Here is a 16,067-nt window from a genome sequence, read left to right on the forward strand (position 1 = left end):
CAGCGCGCCGCCGATATTGTGGCCGCGCCCCGAATGACAGACTGAAAGAAGAAACCATGCCACAAATCGTTATCCTGCCGCACGCCAAGCTTTGCCCGGACGGCGCCGTCATCGAAGCACCGGCCGGCAAGTCCATCTGCGACATCCTGCTGGAAAACGACATCGACATCGAGCACGCCTGCGAAAAATCGTGCGCCTGCACCACTTGCCACGTGCTGGTACGCGAAGGCATCGAATCCTTGAACGAAGCGACGGAACTGGAAGAAGACATGCTGGACAAGGCCTGGGGCCTGGAAGCCGTGTCGCGCCTGTCGTGCCAGTCCATCGTGGCCGAGGCCGACCTCGTCGTCGAAATCCCGAAATACACGATCAACCAGGTCAGCGAAGGCAGTCACTAACATGAAATGGTCCGACATACACGCGATTGCCGAAGCGCTGTACGATGCGCATCCGGACATCGACCCGCTGACCGTGCGTTTCACCGACCTGCACAACTGGGTAGTGGAACTGGACGGTTTCGACGATGACCACACGCGCGGCGGCGAAAAAGTGCTCGAAGCGATACAGATGGCGTGGATCGATGAAGCGCGCTAAGGGCGCGGCAGCCGCCGCCAAGGGGGCCGACAGCGCCGTTGCGCCGAAAGACGTCATCACCGCCGCCAGCAACATGCCCGAGATCAAGGATGGCCAGTCGGTCGCCTTGCTGCAGGAATTGCACATCCTGACGCGCGACGGCAAGATGAACCAGGACAGCCGCCGCAAGCTCAAGCAGGTGTACCACCTGACGCAGTTCATCGAGCCGCTGCTGCGCGAGGTGCAGCTCGACCACCCCGGCGTGTCCTTGGTCGACCACGGCGCCGGCAAGTCGTATCTGGGTTTCATCCTGTACGACCTGTTCTTCAAGAATGGCAACGACGGTTCGCACATCTACGGCATCGAGACGCGCGAAGAGCTGGTGCAGCGCTCGCAAGAGCTGGCGAAGAAATTCAAGTTCCCCGGCATGTCGTTCTTGCCGCTGTCCGTGGCCGAATCGACGGAATCGAACTTGCTGCCGCAGCAGATCGACATCGTCACGGCCTTGCATGCGTGCAACACGGCCACCGACGATGCGATTCACTTCGCCCTGAAGAAAAAGGCGAAGTTCATGGTGCTGGTGCCATGTTGCCAGGCCGAAGTCGCTTCCGTATTGAAGAAGAACAAGGGCAAGAGCCTGGGCAAGAATGTCTTGACGGAACTGTGGCGCCACCCGCTGCACACGCGCGAGTTCGGCAGCCAGATCACCAACGTGCTGCGCTGTCTGCAGCTGGAAGCGCATGGCTACCAGGTCAGCGTGACGGAACTGGTGGGCTGGGAGCATTCGATGAAGAATGAGCTGATCATCGCCAGCTACAAGAACTTGCCGCGCCAGCGTCCGACGGAGCGCCTGCAGGAAGTGCTGCAGACGCTGGGCCTGGAAGAGATGGGCCACCGCTTCTTTGCCGAAGAGCTGGCCAAGGCTACTGCGTAAGCATACGCTGTCGCACACGAGGGGAGGAGCGGGTCGGTTACAATACCGGCTTTCTCCTCCTCTTGCTTTTTGCGCCTCCGCCATGACCACACCTATTGAAATGCCCACCGTCCGCCTGGCCAAGCGCCTGTCCGAAGACGTGCCCTGTTCGCGCCGCGAGGCCGAGCTGTATATCGAGGGCGGCTGGGTCACGGTCGATGGCGTGCTGGTGGAGGAATCGGGCGCGCGCGTGGCGGATAATCAGGAAGTGGTGCTGTTGCCGAACGCCACCCTCGATGAAATGCCGCCCGTGACGATTTTGCTGCACAAGCCGGCCGGCATCAACGGCGGCGTCGGCGCGGAAGGCAAGCCAGCCCTCAGTTGCTTGCGTCCCGAAGAAATTTTCACGCCGGAAAATGTGGCGCCCAGCTCCGTCACGCGCTTCCTCAAGCGCCATCTGATCGGCCTGACGATCACCAATCCGCTGGAAACCATGGCCTCGGGCCTGCTGGTATTTACGCAGGATTTCCGCGTCGCCCGCAAGCTGGTCGATGAAGCGAAAACGGTGGAGCAGGAATTCATCGTGGAAGTGTCGGGCAGCATCATGGAAAACGGCCTGGCGCTGCTGAATCACGGCTTGCCCTTCAATGGCAAGCCTTTGCCGCCGATCAAGGTCAGCTGGCAGAACGAGACGCGTTTGCGTTTTGCCCTGAAAAACGTGCAGCCGGGCCAGATCGCCCATATGTGCAAGATGGTGGGACTGGACGTGGTCGCCATGAAACGCCTGCGCATCGGCCGCATTTCGATGGGCGCCATGCCGTCAGGCCAGTGGCGCTACCTTCAAGGCTACGAGAGGTTTTAAAGCTGCGGCGCCACGATGGCGTGGCTTTCCGCAAAGCTTTTCCAAAGCCGTTCGGCAATATTCAAGGCGATGGTGTCGGCCTTCTCTTGCAAGGCGGCATTGCCCATGCTTTCGGTGGTGGCGAAGAACAGGGTCAGCCAGCGGCGGAACATGCACGGTGTCAGGTTTTCCATGTTCGCGTGCTGGGCCAGCGGCTTGCCGTGGTAGCGCATGGTGCCGCGCAGCAAGCCTGACCAGAAATCGACCAATGTGGCCAGGTGGGCATCCCAATCCTTGACCTCGGCGGCAAAGATGGGGCCCAGCATGGCGTCGTCGCGCGCGGCCGCATAAAAGGTGTGAACGAGATGCTTGACGTCGTCTTCGCTGCAGACTTCCTCGCGGTAGGGAGCGAAACGTGTGTGGGGGAGGGGGGCGGTATTATTCATGGCATGCCATGATCGCAGAGCCCCCGTGGCGCTTCAATGACCCAGGTCAAGCCGCATAAAAACTCAGGCGGCGACTTTCTTCGACTTCTTGGCCGGTGCCGGCAATTGCACGATCTGCGTGCCCGCCAGCTTGTCGTGCAGGAATTGCCCATTGCCCGTGAACAGGGCCGTGGCCGACCAGGCCAGGATGCCCGCGCCGATGGCGCCCAGCGCTGTCCAGTGCTGCAAGCCGAATGCATACGACACCAGCAGCGCAGGCAGCAGCCACATCCATGACAGGATGTAGCGGTACGCGGCCACGCGCAGCGGCACGTGGGCATGGCCCGGCAGCACGACTTTCAGGCGCCACGTCTTCATGGCCAGGGTTTGCCCTTCGCGGCTCCATTGATGGATGAAATACGCGCCCATGACGAGGAAGGCCAGGCATTGGCGCATGTGTTCCGTCAACGGCGTATGCGCGCCTTGCACGGCCAGTTCGAACAGCAGGAAAGGCAGGAACAGCACGGCCAGGGCCAGCAGCGATTCGTACACCATGGAAATCAGGCGGCGCTTGATCGTGGGATGGGAAGTGATGCTGGCGGCAGGCGTGCTATTTGGCATTGGTCGGCAGTGGGGCAGGCGTGGTGGGTGGCGTGACGGGCACGGTGGCGGGGATCGCGGCCGGATCCGTGACCGGCACGGCCACCGCTGGCGTGGCGGCTGGCGGCGTGGCGGGGGCGGTGGCGACAGGCGCTGCCGGCGTAGTGGGGAGCAGGATGGGGGCCGGCTTGCTCGTGTTCGAATTGATCGCGGGAACTTTTTCCAGCGGCTTTTTCGGCATCGGCACCAGTTCTGTGGCCAGCTTTTTCTTTTGATCTTCCGGCAATTGCTGGTATTGCTCCCATTGCGCGGTTTTTTGACCAGGATCAATCTTCTTCGTGCGCGCATAGTTTTCGCGCACCAGGCGGCGCTGTTCCGGCGTCAGCTTGACCCATTCGCGCATGCGCTCATGCACGCGGGTTTGCTCGTCGGGCGACATGGAGGCAAAGCGGTTGGCGATATCGAGCCATTTCTGCTTGCGCAAGGCTTCGAGCTTGTTCCATTCGCCCGCCAGCGGCTGCAGGGCTTCCTGCTGCGCGCGCGACAGCTTGTTCCACGAGGGATTCTCGCTGGCCTTGGGCGGCGTGCCGCCCTTGCCGGCCGTGCGGGGCGAACCGGGTTTGACGGCCGGGGCCGGCGCCACCACGGGCGCTGCCGCCACGGGAGGCGCGGCGGGCGCGGCATGTTGCTGCGCGCCTACCCAGGCGGCGCCCGCCAGGGCGCAGGCGCCCAGGCCGATGCCGCCGGCCAGCCAGCCTTTGCGTACGCTCGTGCGTGCCATTTATTGCTCGCGTTTCGTCAGGTAGGCGTTGAAGCCATGGTCCATGTACGCGGACAGCGGCAATTCGTCGGACAGCACGGCGGCATCGATTTCTGCCAGTTCGGCAATATGTTGTTCCTGCTCAAACTGATAGATGCCCACCAGGCCGCCGACCAGCAGCAGCAGCGGGATGATGACGCTCATGCGGCCCAGCCACGACAGCGGCTCGGCGAAGAACTGGCTGGCCACGCCGGCGAACACGTTTTCACGCGCGGCCACGGCGATGGGCGCGTCCGCCTTCTTGCGCGACAGGGCCAGCTTGCGTGCCGCTGCCAGGCGATCGGTGGCCGATGCGGGCAGGTCGTCGAGTTTTTCGTTCAGTGCATGGCGCACTTTGTAAGCGAAATTGAGATCGTCGGTGTTCATAATTTAATTCCCTTGGCTTTCAGCGATTCGGCGAGCGTGTGGGTAGCTCTGGAGCAATGTGTTTTCACGCTACCTTCGGAGCAACCCATCGCTTCCGCTGTTTCAGCCACATCCATGTCCTGCCAATAACGCATGAGGAAGGCTTCGCGTTGACGTGACGGCAGTTTTTGTACCTCTATATCAATCAAATCAAGGATTTGCGCGCGTTCGACCTGGTCGGCCGAGGATTCGGCGGCGCTCGATCCCTGTTCCGATTCATACGTGTCAAGTATATCAAAATCTTCATGCTCGTCGCCCGAGGGCTTCATGCCGGAAAACAGGCTGACCCAGGTGTTGCGAACTTTTTCACGACGGAAATAATCAAGGATGGTGTTCTGCAAGATGCGCTGGAACAGCATCGGCAGCTCGGCGGCCGGCTTGTCGCCGTATTTCTCGGCCAGCTTGATCATGGCATCCTGCACGATGTCGAGTGCCGATTCTTCCTTGCGGACCGCGTAGGCGGCCTGCTTGAAAGCGCGCCGCTCGACATTTTCTAGAAAGTCGGATAATTCTTTGTCTGTTGCCATGCGGTATCGGGGATCTTAGCGGCTGCGGGTGCGGTGGGCGAAATGGGGGCGGGTATGCTTTTTGCAACCCCGTGCATGCTAGCAAAAAATGTGCGTTTCCGCAGGGTTTTTGCACGTTGTGCGGGCAAAAATGCAGCGAGGCCGACATTTTCCTTGACCATCATGGTGCAACGCGATAACGTATGGGACGCTTTGAACACCCCAAAGCCCTATGGTCAGGTCGCGACCGGCACACAAGGCTATCCGCGGCAAGACGCGCTTTCATTTGTAGGCAGTTTGTTCTAACCCGCGCCACAAGCGCGAGCGGTTCGTACAGGCGCCACAGAAACTCCGGCCAAACGAGTTGCGTTAAGCGTTGTTTTGTAAGGTATCTATGGGTGCCCAAAGAAATTGCGTGACCGCATGAAAAGGGAAGCAGGAGCACTGTTGCGTTAGGCGTACCTCGTCAGGAAAGAACATCCGATCAATCTCCAATGGACCTTGAAAGGAATGTTTCATGAATACCGAAGCAGCAGCAGGACCCATTACCGGCGCAGAAATTGTCGTGCGCTGTCTGGCTGAAGAGGGCGTCGAGCACGTCTTTGGATACCCGGGCGGAGCCGTACTCTATATCTACGACGCCATCTTCCAGCAAAACAAATTCCAGCATATCCTGGTACGCCACGAGCAGGCCGCGATCCACGCCGCCGATGCCTATTCGCGCAGCTCGAACAAGGTCGGTGTCGCCATCGTCACGTCCGGTCCGGGCGTCACGAATGCCGTCACGGGCCTGTCGACCGCGTACATGGACTCGATTCCCATGGTGGTGATCTCCGGCCAGGTGCCGAGCCACGCCATCGGGCAGGATGCGTTCCAGGAATGCGACACGGTCGGCATCACGCGCCCCGTCGTCAAGCACAACTTCCTCGTCAAGGACGTCAAGGACCTGGCAGCGACGATCAAGAAAGCCTTCTTCATCGCCCGTACCGGCCGTCCGGGACCCGTGCTGGTCGATATCCCCAAGGATATCAGCATGCACAAATGCCATTTCGACTACCCGAAGGAAGTCGAGATGCGTTCCTACCGTCCCGTCGACAAGGGCCATTCGGGCCAGATCCGCAAGGCCGTGCAGCTGCTGCTGCAAGCCGAACGCCCGATGATCTACACGGGCGGCGGCGTCATCCTGGCGCATGCGGCTCCCGAGCTGAACAAGCTGGTCGACCGCCTGGGTTTCCCTTGCACCAACACCTTGATGGGCCTGGGCGGCTACCGCGCCTCGAGCGAGCAGTATGTCGGCATGCCCGGCATGCACGGCACCTACGAAGCGAACATGGCGATGCAAAATTGCGACGTCCTGATCGCCATCGGCGCCCGTTTCGATGACCGCGTGATCGGCAACCCGAAACATTTCGCCTCGCATCCGCGCAAGATCATCCACGTGGACATCGATCCATCGTCGATTTCCAAGCGCGTCAAGGTCGATATCCCCATCGTCGGCAACGTCAAGGACGTGCTGATCGAGTTCCTCGCGCAACTGGACGCGGCCGAAGCCAAGCCGAACGTCAATGCCTTGAGCAACTGGTGGAAGCAGATCGCCGAATGGCGCGGCCGCGAATGCCTGAAATATCCAACCTCCGACCTGGTCATCAAGCCGCAATCGGTGGTGGAAAAAGTGTTTCAGATCACCAAGGGCGATGCCTTCATCACGTCCGACGTGGGCCAGCACCAGATGTGGGCCGCGCAATATTATGGTTTTGATAAGCCGCGCCGCTGGATCAATTCCGGCGGCCTGGGCACCATGGGGGTCGGCTTGCCGTACGCCATGGGCGTGCAGATGGCCAATCCGGACGCCACCGTTGCTTGTATTACCGGCGAAGGCTCGATCCAGATGTGCATCCAGGAACTCGCCACGTGCAAGCAGTATCACCTGACGCCGAAGATCATCATGCTCAACAACCGTTTCCTCGGCATGGTGCGCCAGTGGCAGGAAATCGATTACGGTTCGCGCTATTCCGAGTCGTACATGGATTCGCTGCCCGACTTCGAGAAGCTGGCCGAAGCGTATGGCCACGTGGGCATGAAAATTGAAAAACCGGGCGACGTCGACGGCGCCCTGAAAGAGGCGTTCGGCATGAAAGACAGGCTGGTATTCATGAACTTCATTACCGACCAGTCCGAAAACGTGTGGCCAATGGTGAAAGCCGGCAAGGGCCTGTCCGAAATGATGCTCGGTTCGGAGGATCTTTAATATGCGCCATATTATTTCTGTCTTGCTGGAAAACGAAGCGGGCGCCCTGTCGCGCGTGGTGGGCCTGTTCTCGGCACGCGGCTACAACATCGAAACATTGACGGTGGCGCCGACGGAAGACTCGACCCTGTCGCGCATGACCATCGTCACCAGCGGTTCGGACGACATCATCGAGCAGATCACCAAGCACCTGAACCGTCTGATTGAGGTGGTGAAGGTGGTGGATCTGACCGAAGGCCAGCATATCGAACGCGAGTTGATGCTGATCAAGGTTCGTGCCGTGGGCAAGGAGCGCGAGGAAATGAAGCGCACCGCCGATATCTTCCGTGGCCGCATCATCGATGTCACCGAAAAGACGTACACGATCGAACTGACCGGCAACAAGGTCAAGCTCGACGCGTTCATCGATTCGATCGACCGCGCCGCCATCCTGGAAACCGTCCGCACGGGCGGTTCCGGCATCGGCCGCGGCGAACGCATCCTCAAAGTATAAAAATACAAGCAGCACTACGCGGCCCGCGGGCCGCATTTAAAACAACAACGCATCATCAAATTATAGGAAATACCATGAAAGTTTTTTACGACAAAGACGCTGACCTCTCCTTGATCAAGGGCAAAAACGTTGCCATCATCGGCTACGGTTCGCAAGGCCACGCGCACGCGCAAAACCTGAACGATTCGGGCGTCAACGTCACCGTCGGCCTGCGCAAGGGCGGCGCTTCGTGGACCAAGGTCGAACAAGCTGGCCTGAAAGTAGCGGAAGTCAACGACGCCGTGAAAGCGGCCGACGTCATCATGATCTTGTTGCCGGATGAAAACATCGCCCAGGTCTACAACGAAAACATCGCTCCGTTCGCCAAGCAGGGCGCCGTGCTGGCCTTCGCCCACGGCTTCAACGTGCATTACGGCCAGGTCGTGCCACGCGCCGACCTGGACGTGATCATGGTCGCGCCGAAAGCGCCAGGCCATACCGTGCGCGCCACCTACACCCAGGGCGGCGGCGTGCCCCACCTGATCGCCGTGTACCAGGACAAATCGGGCATCGCCCGCGATATCGCCTTGTCGTACGCGTCGGCCAACGGCGGCGGCCGTGCCGGCATCATCGAAACGAATTTCCGTGAAGAAACCGAAACGGACTTGTTCGGCGAACAAGCCGTGCTGTGCGGCGGTGCCGTGGAACTGATCAAGGCCGGCTTCGAAACCCTGACGGAAGCGGGTTACGCGCCTGAAATGGCGTACTTCGAGTGCTTGCACGAACTCAAGCTGATCGTCGACCTGATCTATGAAGGCGGCATCGCCAACATGAACTACTCGATCTCGAACAACGCCGAATACGGCGAATACGTGACCGGTCCTAAAGTCGTGACCTCGGCCACCAAGGATGCGATGCGTCAATGCCTGAAAGACATTCAAACGGGCGAATACGCGAAGAGCTTCATCCTGGAAAACAAGGCAGGCGCACCGACCCTGATCTCGCGCCGCCGTCTGACGTCCGAGCACCAGATCGAAGAAGTGGGCGCGAAACTGCGCGCCATGATGCCTTGGATCGCCAAGAACAAGATGGTTGACCAGTCGAAGAACTAAGCATTTACCGTTCCTCACACGAAGCCGGCGCAAGCCGGCTTTTTTTGTGCGCGGGCGTTCGGCAGCCGACATCCGTTACAATCAGGCCCATTCAACCACACCGTCAGCCTCATGCTTGTTTTTTCTAAAGTTCTTGTTGGGAATCTTCATGTGGTCAAGCGCCCCGTTTCGGTTGCCATCAGCTGCTGGTTTCTGGTCATCGGCTCGCTGTCGGCGCTGGTGTCGGCTTACCTCGGCCGCAACGATCCCGCCATGCAGGCGTGGATGGCGGACGGCGCGATTCCCGCCGAGGTGCAATACGCGATTTTGATCTTCAGTCAGGGCATTACCCTGGTGGCAGCGCTGGCCATGCTGCAAAGACAGCGTGGCGCGCGCACTGTGTACCTGGTGTGGGGCGTGATCGACATTGCGTTCTGCCTGGCGACCTTGCCGCAGAAGATGTACGTCTTGCCTGGCGCGCTCCTGTTCGCCGTCATCTGCGCCTTGCTGTACAGTCCGAGATCGAATGCCTGGTTTTCGCCGCGCAAGGCGGCCAATGACGCCTGCATGACGCCAGCCTGAGCACGGTTGTCTTTGTACGCACGCTTTTGCTGCGTTTGCTTTACAATCCCGCCCTTCCTTTGCAGTTTCATATAGCTGCATCTGTTTCGGTATCTGCCGACCGCAACGCGCATCACCGCTTTTGTAGCACGCCAGACGCTAATTGATCAGCCGTCTGGCAACCTGAAGGACCCCTATGACCGACCGCATTACCGCCACAGTACCCATGCCGGGCACTGCCGAATCTTCCGTTTCCGAACGGCTTCCCGTCCTGGCCTTGCTGGCCCTGGCCATGACGGCGTTTCTCGCCCTGCTGTCGGAAACCTTGCCGGCCGGCTTGCTGCCGCAGATTGCCCGCGACCTGGGCATTTCCGAAGTCATGACTGGGCAGCTGGTCACCGTGTACGCCATCGGCTCGATCCTGACGGCGATTCCCCTGACGGCGCTGACCAGTACCTGGCGCCGGCGCAATGTCTTGTTGCTGGCGATCATCGGTTTCTTGATCTTCAATACGGCGACGGCCCTGGCGCCCAACTACGTCGTCGCCCTGGCCGCGCGCTTCGTCACCGGCATGGCCGCCGGCCTCGCCTGGGGCTTGATGGCCGGCTACGCGCGCCGCATGGTCGGCGTGGAACAGCAGGGCAGGGCGATGGCCATTGCCATGATCGGTACGCCGCTGGCCCTGTCGCTGGGCGTGCCGCTGGGCACCCTGATGGGCGGAGTGCTGGGCTGGCGCAGCATCTTCGGCATCATGTCCGGCCTGGCCGTGGTGCTGGTCGCGTGGGTGCTGCTGGCCGTGCCCGATTATCCGGGGCAAAAGAATGGCGAACGCCTGTCGATCCGGCAAGTGTTCATGACGCCGGGCGTGCGGCCGATTCTGGCGGTGATCGTCGCCTGGATGCTGGCGCATAACATTTTATATACCTATATTGCCCCGTTCCTGGCGCCGTCCGGCTTGCGCCCCCGCGTCGACCTGGTGCTGCTCGTGTATGGCGTGGGTTCCTTGGCCGGCATCTGGCTGGTCAGCCAGCTGATCGACCGCTGGCTGCGCCCGCTCGTGCTGGGCTGCATCGCCGCCTTTGCCCTCGTGATGGTGGCGCTGGGGCTGGCGATGGACTCGCCAATCGTCATCTATGTCAGCATGGCCATCTGGGGCATCACCTTCGGTGGCGCGGGTACCCTGCTGCAGACGGCGTCGGCGGATGCGGCCGGCGACGGCATGGACGTGGCGCAAGCGATGGTGGCGACCATCTGGAACGTGGCCATCGCGGGCGGCGGCCTGGCGGGCGGCATGTTGCTCGACGGCTATGGCGCGGCGTCGTTCCCATGGGCCATGCTGGCCTTGCTGCTGGTGGCGCTGGCCATCGCCTGGCGCGCGCACCGGCACAGTTTCAAGCCGGGCCGGCGCAGCGGCGGCGCGGTCATAGGTCACTAACAGCACTGTTATTTTCAATGGCAGTGTATTGAAATGTGAGCAGATGTGACTGGCAAGCACATTTTGTGACGATTTGTTAATTTGCGCCACAGGAATGAACGAGGCGTTAGAATCTACACAGTTTGACAAGTTTCTCAAGCGAAAGGGATGGCAAAAGCGTCCCTTTCGCGGGCTGTCAGCCACATTAACTACCTAGGAGTACCCCCATGACCGTGATGAAATCCGTCCTTGTTGCCGCCGCAGCCACCGTTGCCCTGAGCGCGCAAGCTCAATCCTTGCCGACTTCCGGCACCCTGGTGGTCGTCCCCGCATTTGGCGAAGTCAAGCATGTCAATGACCAGGTGGTCGCTACCCTGGCCGTCGAAGAACAGGACAAGGACAAGGCCGCCGCCGCGTCGAGAGTCAATCAGAAGATGAACAAGGGTATCGCCATCGTCAAGCAGGCTGATCCGTCGGCCGCACTGAAATCGTACGGCTACTACACCTATCCCGTGTACCCGGAAGAGCGCCCATTGCCGGCCGGCGCCGTGGCCAAGCCGCGTTTGCCGACGGCCTGGCGTGTCGGCCAGTACCTGGAAGTGACGACGGCCAACCTGGCGACCTTGCCAAAAACCGTGTCGGCGGCGCAAGGCGTGCTGACCCTGAATGGCTTGAATTTCGGCCTGAAGCCGGAAACCATCCGCTTGCTGGACGACCAGCGCATCGCCGCCACGTATAAAAACCTGAACGAGCGCGTGGCCGCCATCGCCAAGGCCATGGGCCGCAACGTCTCCGACGCCGTGCTCGATACCGTGGACTTCGAAGGTTCGGGCAATTACGCCACCGAAAGCCGTCCTGCCGCCGCACCGATGATGATGCGCAGCGCCAAGATGGCCGAAGACAGCACCGTCGCCGAACCGAGCTTCGAACCAGGCGAAACGACGCTCGACATGCGCGTCGTCGGCAAGGTCAAGTTCAAGTAAGCGCACTCGCGTGGAAATGTTTCCGCGTTAGCATGTTTTAAGATGATCATGGGGCTGCTGGCCCCATGGTCGTTTTTGCCCCATTATTTTCCAGGAGAACACCATGACCGTCATGAAATCGTTGCTGGCCGCTGCCGCCGCTACCATAGCCCTGGGCGCACACGCCCAAACCTTGCCCACCGCCGGCACCCTCGTGGTGGTGCCCGCGAATGGCGAAGTGGTGCATGCGAATGACCAGGTGACCGTCACCCTGGCCATCGAAGAGCAGGACAAGGACAAGGCCGCCGCCGCCTCGCGCGTGAACCAGAAGATGAACCAGGGCGTGGCCATCGTCAAGAAGGCCGACCCGCAAGCCGTGCTGAAGACCCAGGGTTACTACACGTATGCCGTGTACCCGGAAACGGCGCCCTTGCCGCCGGGCGTCGCCGCCAAGCCGCGTGTGCCGACCGGCTGGCGCGTAGGCCAGTACCTGCAGGTAACGACGACGAATCTGGCCGCCTTGCCGAAAACCGTGTCGGCCGCGCAAGGCGTGCTGACCCTGAACCGCCTGAACTTCGGCCTGGCGCCCGCCACCATCCGCAAGCTCGACGACCAGCGCATCGCCGCCGCCTACAAGAACCTCAACGAGCGCGTGACGGCCATCGCCGGTGCCATGGGCCGCAACGTCAACGATGCCGTCATCGACACCATTGATTTCGAAGGTTCGGGCAACTACGCGCAACGCGTCAGCGTGGCCGGCGCGCGCGCCATGAGCGCCGATTCCATGGGCTATGGCGGCAGCCAGGTGGCCGAACCGAGCTTCGAGCCGGGCGAAACCACCCTCAACATGGGGCTGGTGGCCAAGGTCAAGTTCAAATAAGGCTAGTATTGGTGTCAATATTGCCGGCTTGACGCCGCCGCGCTTTTCTTTGGCGGCGGCTCCTCTATAATGGCAACATCGGCAGGCGCATGCCGCAAGACGAATGCGCCTGCCATCTGGCACCGAATCCCCCGCAGTACACAAGATATGGAACAACATGGCAAACTTCCCCCGTCGTAGAGGCAAGAACGGCACTCCCGCAGCATCCAAAGCGTCCCGCTTCAGCAAATTCGTGCGCCAGCCGGTGGCCGATGGCACGGGCAAGAAAACCTTGCGCCGCCGCGGCATCTATCTGTTGCCGAACGCCTTCACGACGGCAGCCCTGTTTTGCGGTTTCTACGCCATCGTCATGGCCATGAACCAGAAATTCGAACACGCGGCCTGGGCCATCTTCATCGCCATGATCCTCGACGGCCTCGATGGCCGCATCGCGCGCCTGACGAATACGCAGAGCGAATTCGGCGCCCAGTACGACAGCCTGTCCGACATGGTGTCGTTCGGCGCCGCGCCGGCGCTGGTGATCTACGAATGGTCGCTGCGCGGCATGGGCAAACTGGGCTGGCTGGCCGCCTTCGTGTATTGCGCCGGCGCCGCCTTGCGCCTGGCCCGCTTCAACACGAACATCGCCGTGGTCGACAAGCGCTTTTTCCAGGGCTTGCCCAGCCCGGCGGCCGCCGCCATGGTGGCCGGCTTCATCCTGCTGATGAACGACCTGGAATTTGCCGGCAACCAGCTGGCCTGGGTCTCGTGGACGATCGCCCTGTTTTCCGGCTTGACCATGGTCACCAACGTGCCGTTCTACAGTTTCAAGGATGTGAATTTCCGCAAGTCCGTGCCTTTCATCGTGGTATTCCTGCTGGCATTGTTCTTCGCGCTCATTTCCATCGACCCGCCGAAAGTGCTGTTCCCGATTTTCGTCGCCTATGGCCTGTCCGGCTACGCCGTGTTTTTCTGGCGCATGGCGAAGGGCAAGCCCGTCAGCATCATCCAGACCGACCCCGAGCATTGATGCGCTGGGTCGGTAGCGTCGCCAGTCTTCAGCCAGCCAGGAGCAGCCATGAACACCAGCAACCGACTCATCATTTTTGACACCACCTTGCGCGACGGCGAGCAATCGCCGGGCGCTTCCATGACGCGCGAGGAAAAGCTGCGCATCGCCAGGCAGCTCGAGCGCATGAAGGTTGATGTGATCGAAGCGGGCTTCGCCGCTGCCTCGCAAGGCGACTTCGAGTCGATACGAGCGATTGCCGGCGCCGTGCGCGAGTCCACCATCTGCTCGCTGTCGCGCGCCAACGACCGCGACATCGCCCGCGCCGCCGAAGCGTTGCAACCGGCCGAGCGCAAGCGCATCCACACCTTCATCGCCACGTCGCCCCTGCACATGCAGATGAAGCTGCGCATGACGCCCGAGGAAGTTTTATTGCAGGCGCAGAACGCCGTGCGCTACGCGCGCCAGTTTACGGACGACATCGAATTCAGCCCCGAAGACGGCAGCCGCTCCGACGAGGATTTCCTCTGCCGCGTGCTGGAGGGCGTGATCGCCGAGGGCGCCACCACCATCAATTTCCCCGATACGGTCGGCTACGCCGTGCCTGAAATCTTCGGCGCTACCATCAAGCGCTTGCGCGAACGCATACCGAACTCCGATAAAGCCATCTGGTCTGTCCATTGTCATAACGACCTGGGCCTGGCCGTGGCCAATTCGCTGGCCGGCGTCATGATCGGCGGCGCGCGGCAGATCGAGTGCACCGTCAATGGCCTCGGCGAGCGGGCCGGCAATACGGCGCTGGAAGAAGTGGTGATGGCGCTGCGCACGCGCGCCGCCTATTACAACTTGACGGTGGGCATTGATACAACGCAAATCGTGGCCGCCTCGAAAATGGTGTCGCAGATCACGGGCTTTGCCGTGCAGCCGAACAAGGCCGTCGTCGGCGCGAATGCCTTTGCGCACGCGTCCGGCATCCACCAGGACGGCATTTTAAAGGCGCGCGAGACGTATGAAATCATGCGCGCCGAAGACGTGGGCTGGACGGCCAACAAGATCGTCCTCGGCAAATTGTCGGGCCGCAACGCCTTCAAGCAGCGGCTGCAGGAGCTGGGCATTGCGCTCGAATCGGAAGCGGAAGTCAACGCGGCTTTTCTGCGCTTCAAGGAGCTGGCGGACCGCAAATCCGAGATTTTCGACGAAGACATCATGGCCCTTGTCAGCGATGAACAGCAGGCGCAGGAAAGTGAGCACTACCGATTTATTGCGCTGACGCAACAGTCGACGACGGGCGCCGTGCCCCATGCGCGCGTGGAATTCCTCGTCGGCGGCGTGCAGCGCAGCTGCGAAGGGCAGGGCGACGGTCCCGTCGACGCCACCGTCAACGCCATCGAAAGCGCGGCCGCCAGCGGCGCGGAGCTGGTCTTGTTCTCCGTCAATGCCATCAGCACGGGCACGCAGTCGCAGGGAGAGGTGACGATGCGGCTGTCACGCGACGGGCGCATCGTCAACGGCGTGGGCGCCGACCCGGACATCATCGTCGCGTCGGCCAAGGCGTATTTGTCGGCGCTCAATAAGTTACACGCCAAGGATGAGCGGATCGACCCGCAACCTTAGTGACGGACGCCTGATTAAACCTACTACGCGTCGATATAGGTGGCCTGCGATGCTCACCGTACTAGAGTACGGTTGCGCTTCTTAGCCACCTCTCTCTTCCGCTCGCTACGGTTTTATCAGGCGTTGTTGTGCCGGTAATGTATTACCAGAAGAAGCGGCGCTCTTCCTTGGCCGGATCGGGCCCGTTCATCATCATGCGCACGATGCCGTCGTGGTCGAAGTGCACGTGCATCATGGAATCCCACACGCCCGATTCCTTGTAGCGGTAAGACCAGACGTGCAGTTTCGGCAGCGACAGATACGAGGTTTCCGTCGGGCGGCCCAGCGTGTGCAGCACGTCTTGCTGGGTCGACACGCCTACCTTGATGCGGGCAAAGCCCGACGTGTCGAGCACTTGCTCGTAGGAAATCAACTTGTCGTCGGGGCCGAAGCGGGCCATGTAGGTATATTGACCGTACGGCCCCGTCGCGTATTCCAGTTCCGGCCCCGTGGGCAGCTGGTAGATATTCGTCGGACGGCCCAGGCGCGCTTCCACGGCGGCGCGCGGCTCGCCCGGCTGCGGCGGCGGGACGTTCCAGCTGGCGCAGCCGGCCAGCACGGCAAACAGCAGCGGTGTTGCTAATTTGAGCAGATTTTTCATGTTGGACCTCCTGAAATGCAGGAAAACCCTATCATGCACCGAGAAAAGCGCGCACGACAGGATACAGGCGGGCATTTTTCCGATATACTTGCGCGTCTGGTTGGAAGCCTAGGC

Annotated in this window: 19 protein-coding genes; 13 read left to right on the forward strand and 6 right to left on the reverse strand. The window is 61.1% G+C overall.

Annotated features, from left to right (window positions below; all coding sequences use genetic code 11):
* Positions 1–56 precede the first annotated feature (56 nt).
* The 4 genes from fdx (at position 57) to IGS61_RS15375 (ending at position 2,348) form a co-directional block, all read left to right on the forward strand.
* Positions 57–398 (forward strand): ISC system 2Fe-2S type ferredoxin, encoded by a 342-nt coding sequence (gene fdx / locus IGS61_RS15360; protein ID WP_034750070.1) that lies wholly within the window; start codon positions 57–59, stop codon positions 396–398.
* A gap of 1 nt (position 399) precedes the next feature.
* Entirely contained in the window at positions 400–594 is a 195-nt protein-coding gene (iscX, locus tag IGS61_RS15365; protein ID WP_071076333.1) for a Fe-S cluster assembly protein IscX, read from the forward strand.
* Entirely contained in the window at positions 581–1,507 is a 927-nt protein-coding gene (locus IGS61_RS15370; protein WP_230540356.1) for a class I SAM-dependent methyltransferase, read from the forward strand. Before iscX ends, IGS61_RS15370 begins: the two co-directional genes overlap by 14 nt.
* A gap of 82 nt (positions 1,508–1,589) precedes the next feature.
* Positions 1,590–2,348: an rRNA pseudouridine synthase gene (locus tag IGS61_RS15375; RefSeq protein ID WP_230540357.1), complete on the forward strand. Its 759-nt coding sequence runs from the start codon at positions 1,590–1,592 to the stop codon at positions 2,346–2,348.
* On the opposite strand, the gene IGS61_RS15380 is transcribed toward IGS61_RS15375, so the two are convergent.
* The 5 genes from IGS61_RS15380 to IGS61_RS15400 form a co-directional block, all read right to left on the reverse strand.
* Positions 2,345–2,773 carry a group III truncated hemoglobin gene (locus tag IGS61_RS15380; protein WP_230540358.1) on the reverse strand — a complete coding sequence of 143 codons (429 nt, stop codon included), beginning with the start codon at positions 2,771–2,773 and terminating at the stop codon, positions 2,345–2,347. The two genes, IGS61_RS15375 and IGS61_RS15380, sit on opposite strands and share 4 nt — an antisense overlap.
* Positions 2,774–2,836: 63 nt before the next feature.
* Positions 2,837–3,373 carry an RDD family protein gene (locus IGS61_RS15385; protein WP_230540359.1) on the reverse strand — a complete coding sequence of 179 codons (537 nt, stop codon included), beginning with the start codon at positions 3,371–3,373 and terminating at the stop codon, positions 2,837–2,839.
* Positions 3,363–4,133: a DUF3106 domain-containing protein gene (locus IGS61_RS15390; protein ID WP_230540360.1), complete on the reverse strand. Its 771-nt coding sequence runs from the start codon at positions 4,131–4,133 to the stop codon at positions 3,363–3,365. Before IGS61_RS15390 ends, IGS61_RS15385 begins: the two co-directional genes overlap by 11 nt.
* Positions 4,134–4,538, reverse strand: coding sequence for a DUF3619 family protein (locus tag IGS61_RS15395; protein ID WP_230540361.1), 405 nt, complete (start codon positions 4,536–4,538; stop codon positions 4,134–4,136).
* A complete protein-coding gene (locus tag IGS61_RS15400) occupies positions 4,535–5,104 on the reverse strand; it encodes an RNA polymerase sigma factor (RefSeq protein ID WP_230540362.1) in 570 nt (189 codons plus the stop codon). Before IGS61_RS15400 ends, IGS61_RS15395 begins: the two co-directional genes overlap by 4 nt.
* A gap of 496 nt (positions 5,105–5,600) precedes the next feature.
* Here IGS61_RS15400 and IGS61_RS15405 point away from each other — a divergent pair, with 496 nt between their 5' ends.
* The 9 genes from IGS61_RS15405 (at position 5,601) to IGS61_RS15445 (ending at position 15,313) form a co-directional block, all read left to right on the forward strand.
* Entirely contained in the window at positions 5,601–7,331 is a 1,731-nt protein-coding gene (locus tag IGS61_RS15405) for an acetolactate synthase 3 catalytic subunit (protein WP_051991041.1), read from the forward strand.
* Between the two features lies 1 nt (position 7,332).
* Positions 7,333–7,824 carry an acetolactate synthase small subunit gene (ilvN, locus tag IGS61_RS15410; RefSeq protein ID WP_010399754.1) on the forward strand — a complete coding sequence of 164 codons (492 nt, stop codon included), beginning with the start codon at positions 7,333–7,335 and terminating at the stop codon, positions 7,822–7,824.
* Between the two features lie 74 nt (positions 7,825–7,898).
* Complete coding sequence (ilvC, locus tag IGS61_RS15415) at positions 7,899–8,915, forward strand: ketol-acid reductoisomerase (RefSeq protein ID WP_034750044.1); 1,017 nt, start codon at positions 7,899–7,901, stop codon at positions 8,913–8,915.
* Between the two features lie 150 nt (positions 8,916–9,065).
* Complete coding sequence (locus IGS61_RS15420; RefSeq protein WP_230540363.1) at positions 9,066–9,476, forward strand: hypothetical protein; 411 nt, start codon at positions 9,066–9,068, stop codon at positions 9,474–9,476.
* A gap of 175 nt (positions 9,477–9,651) precedes the next feature.
* Positions 9,652–10,890 carry an MFS transporter gene (locus tag IGS61_RS15425; protein ID WP_230540364.1) on the forward strand — a complete coding sequence of 413 codons (1,239 nt, stop codon included), beginning with the start codon at positions 9,652–9,654 and terminating at the stop codon, positions 10,888–10,890.
* A 206-nt stretch (positions 10,891–11,096) separates the two neighbouring features.
* Positions 11,097–11,852, forward strand: a complete 756-nt coding sequence (locus tag IGS61_RS15430; RefSeq protein ID WP_230540365.1) for an SIMPL domain-containing protein — start codon at positions 11,097–11,099, stop codon at positions 11,850–11,852.
* A gap of 103 nt (positions 11,853–11,955) precedes the next feature.
* Complete coding sequence (locus tag IGS61_RS15435; protein ID WP_230540366.1) at positions 11,956–12,711, forward strand: SIMPL domain-containing protein; 756 nt, start codon at positions 11,956–11,958, stop codon at positions 12,709–12,711.
* Positions 12,712–12,868: 157 nt separating this feature from the next.
* Positions 12,869–13,720, forward strand: a complete 852-nt coding sequence (gene pssA, locus IGS61_RS15440; RefSeq protein WP_230540367.1) for a CDP-diacylglycerol--serine O-phosphatidyltransferase — start codon at positions 12,869–12,871, stop codon at positions 13,718–13,720.
* 48 nt (positions 13,721–13,768) lie between these two features.
* The gene (locus IGS61_RS15445) at positions 13,769–15,313 is read left to right on the forward strand and encodes a 2-isopropylmalate synthase (protein ID WP_230540368.1); all 1,545 of its coding nucleotides are present in this window, start codon (positions 13,769–13,771) and stop codon (positions 15,311–15,313) included.
* Between the two features lie 142 nt (positions 15,314–15,455).
* Here the strand turns inward: IGS61_RS15445 and bamE are convergent, their stop codons facing one another.
* Positions 15,456–15,953 carry an outer membrane protein assembly factor BamE domain-containing protein gene (gene bamE / locus IGS61_RS15450; protein WP_230540369.1) on the reverse strand — a complete coding sequence of 166 codons (498 nt, stop codon included), beginning with the start codon at positions 15,951–15,953 and terminating at the stop codon, positions 15,456–15,458.
* Positions 15,954–16,067: the final 114 nt, after the last annotated feature.

The sequence above is a fragment of the Janthinobacterium sp. FW305-129 genome, from assembly GCF_020858115.1.
Lineage (GTDB): Bacteria > Pseudomonadota > Gammaproteobacteria > Burkholderiales > Burkholderiaceae_D > Janthinobacterium.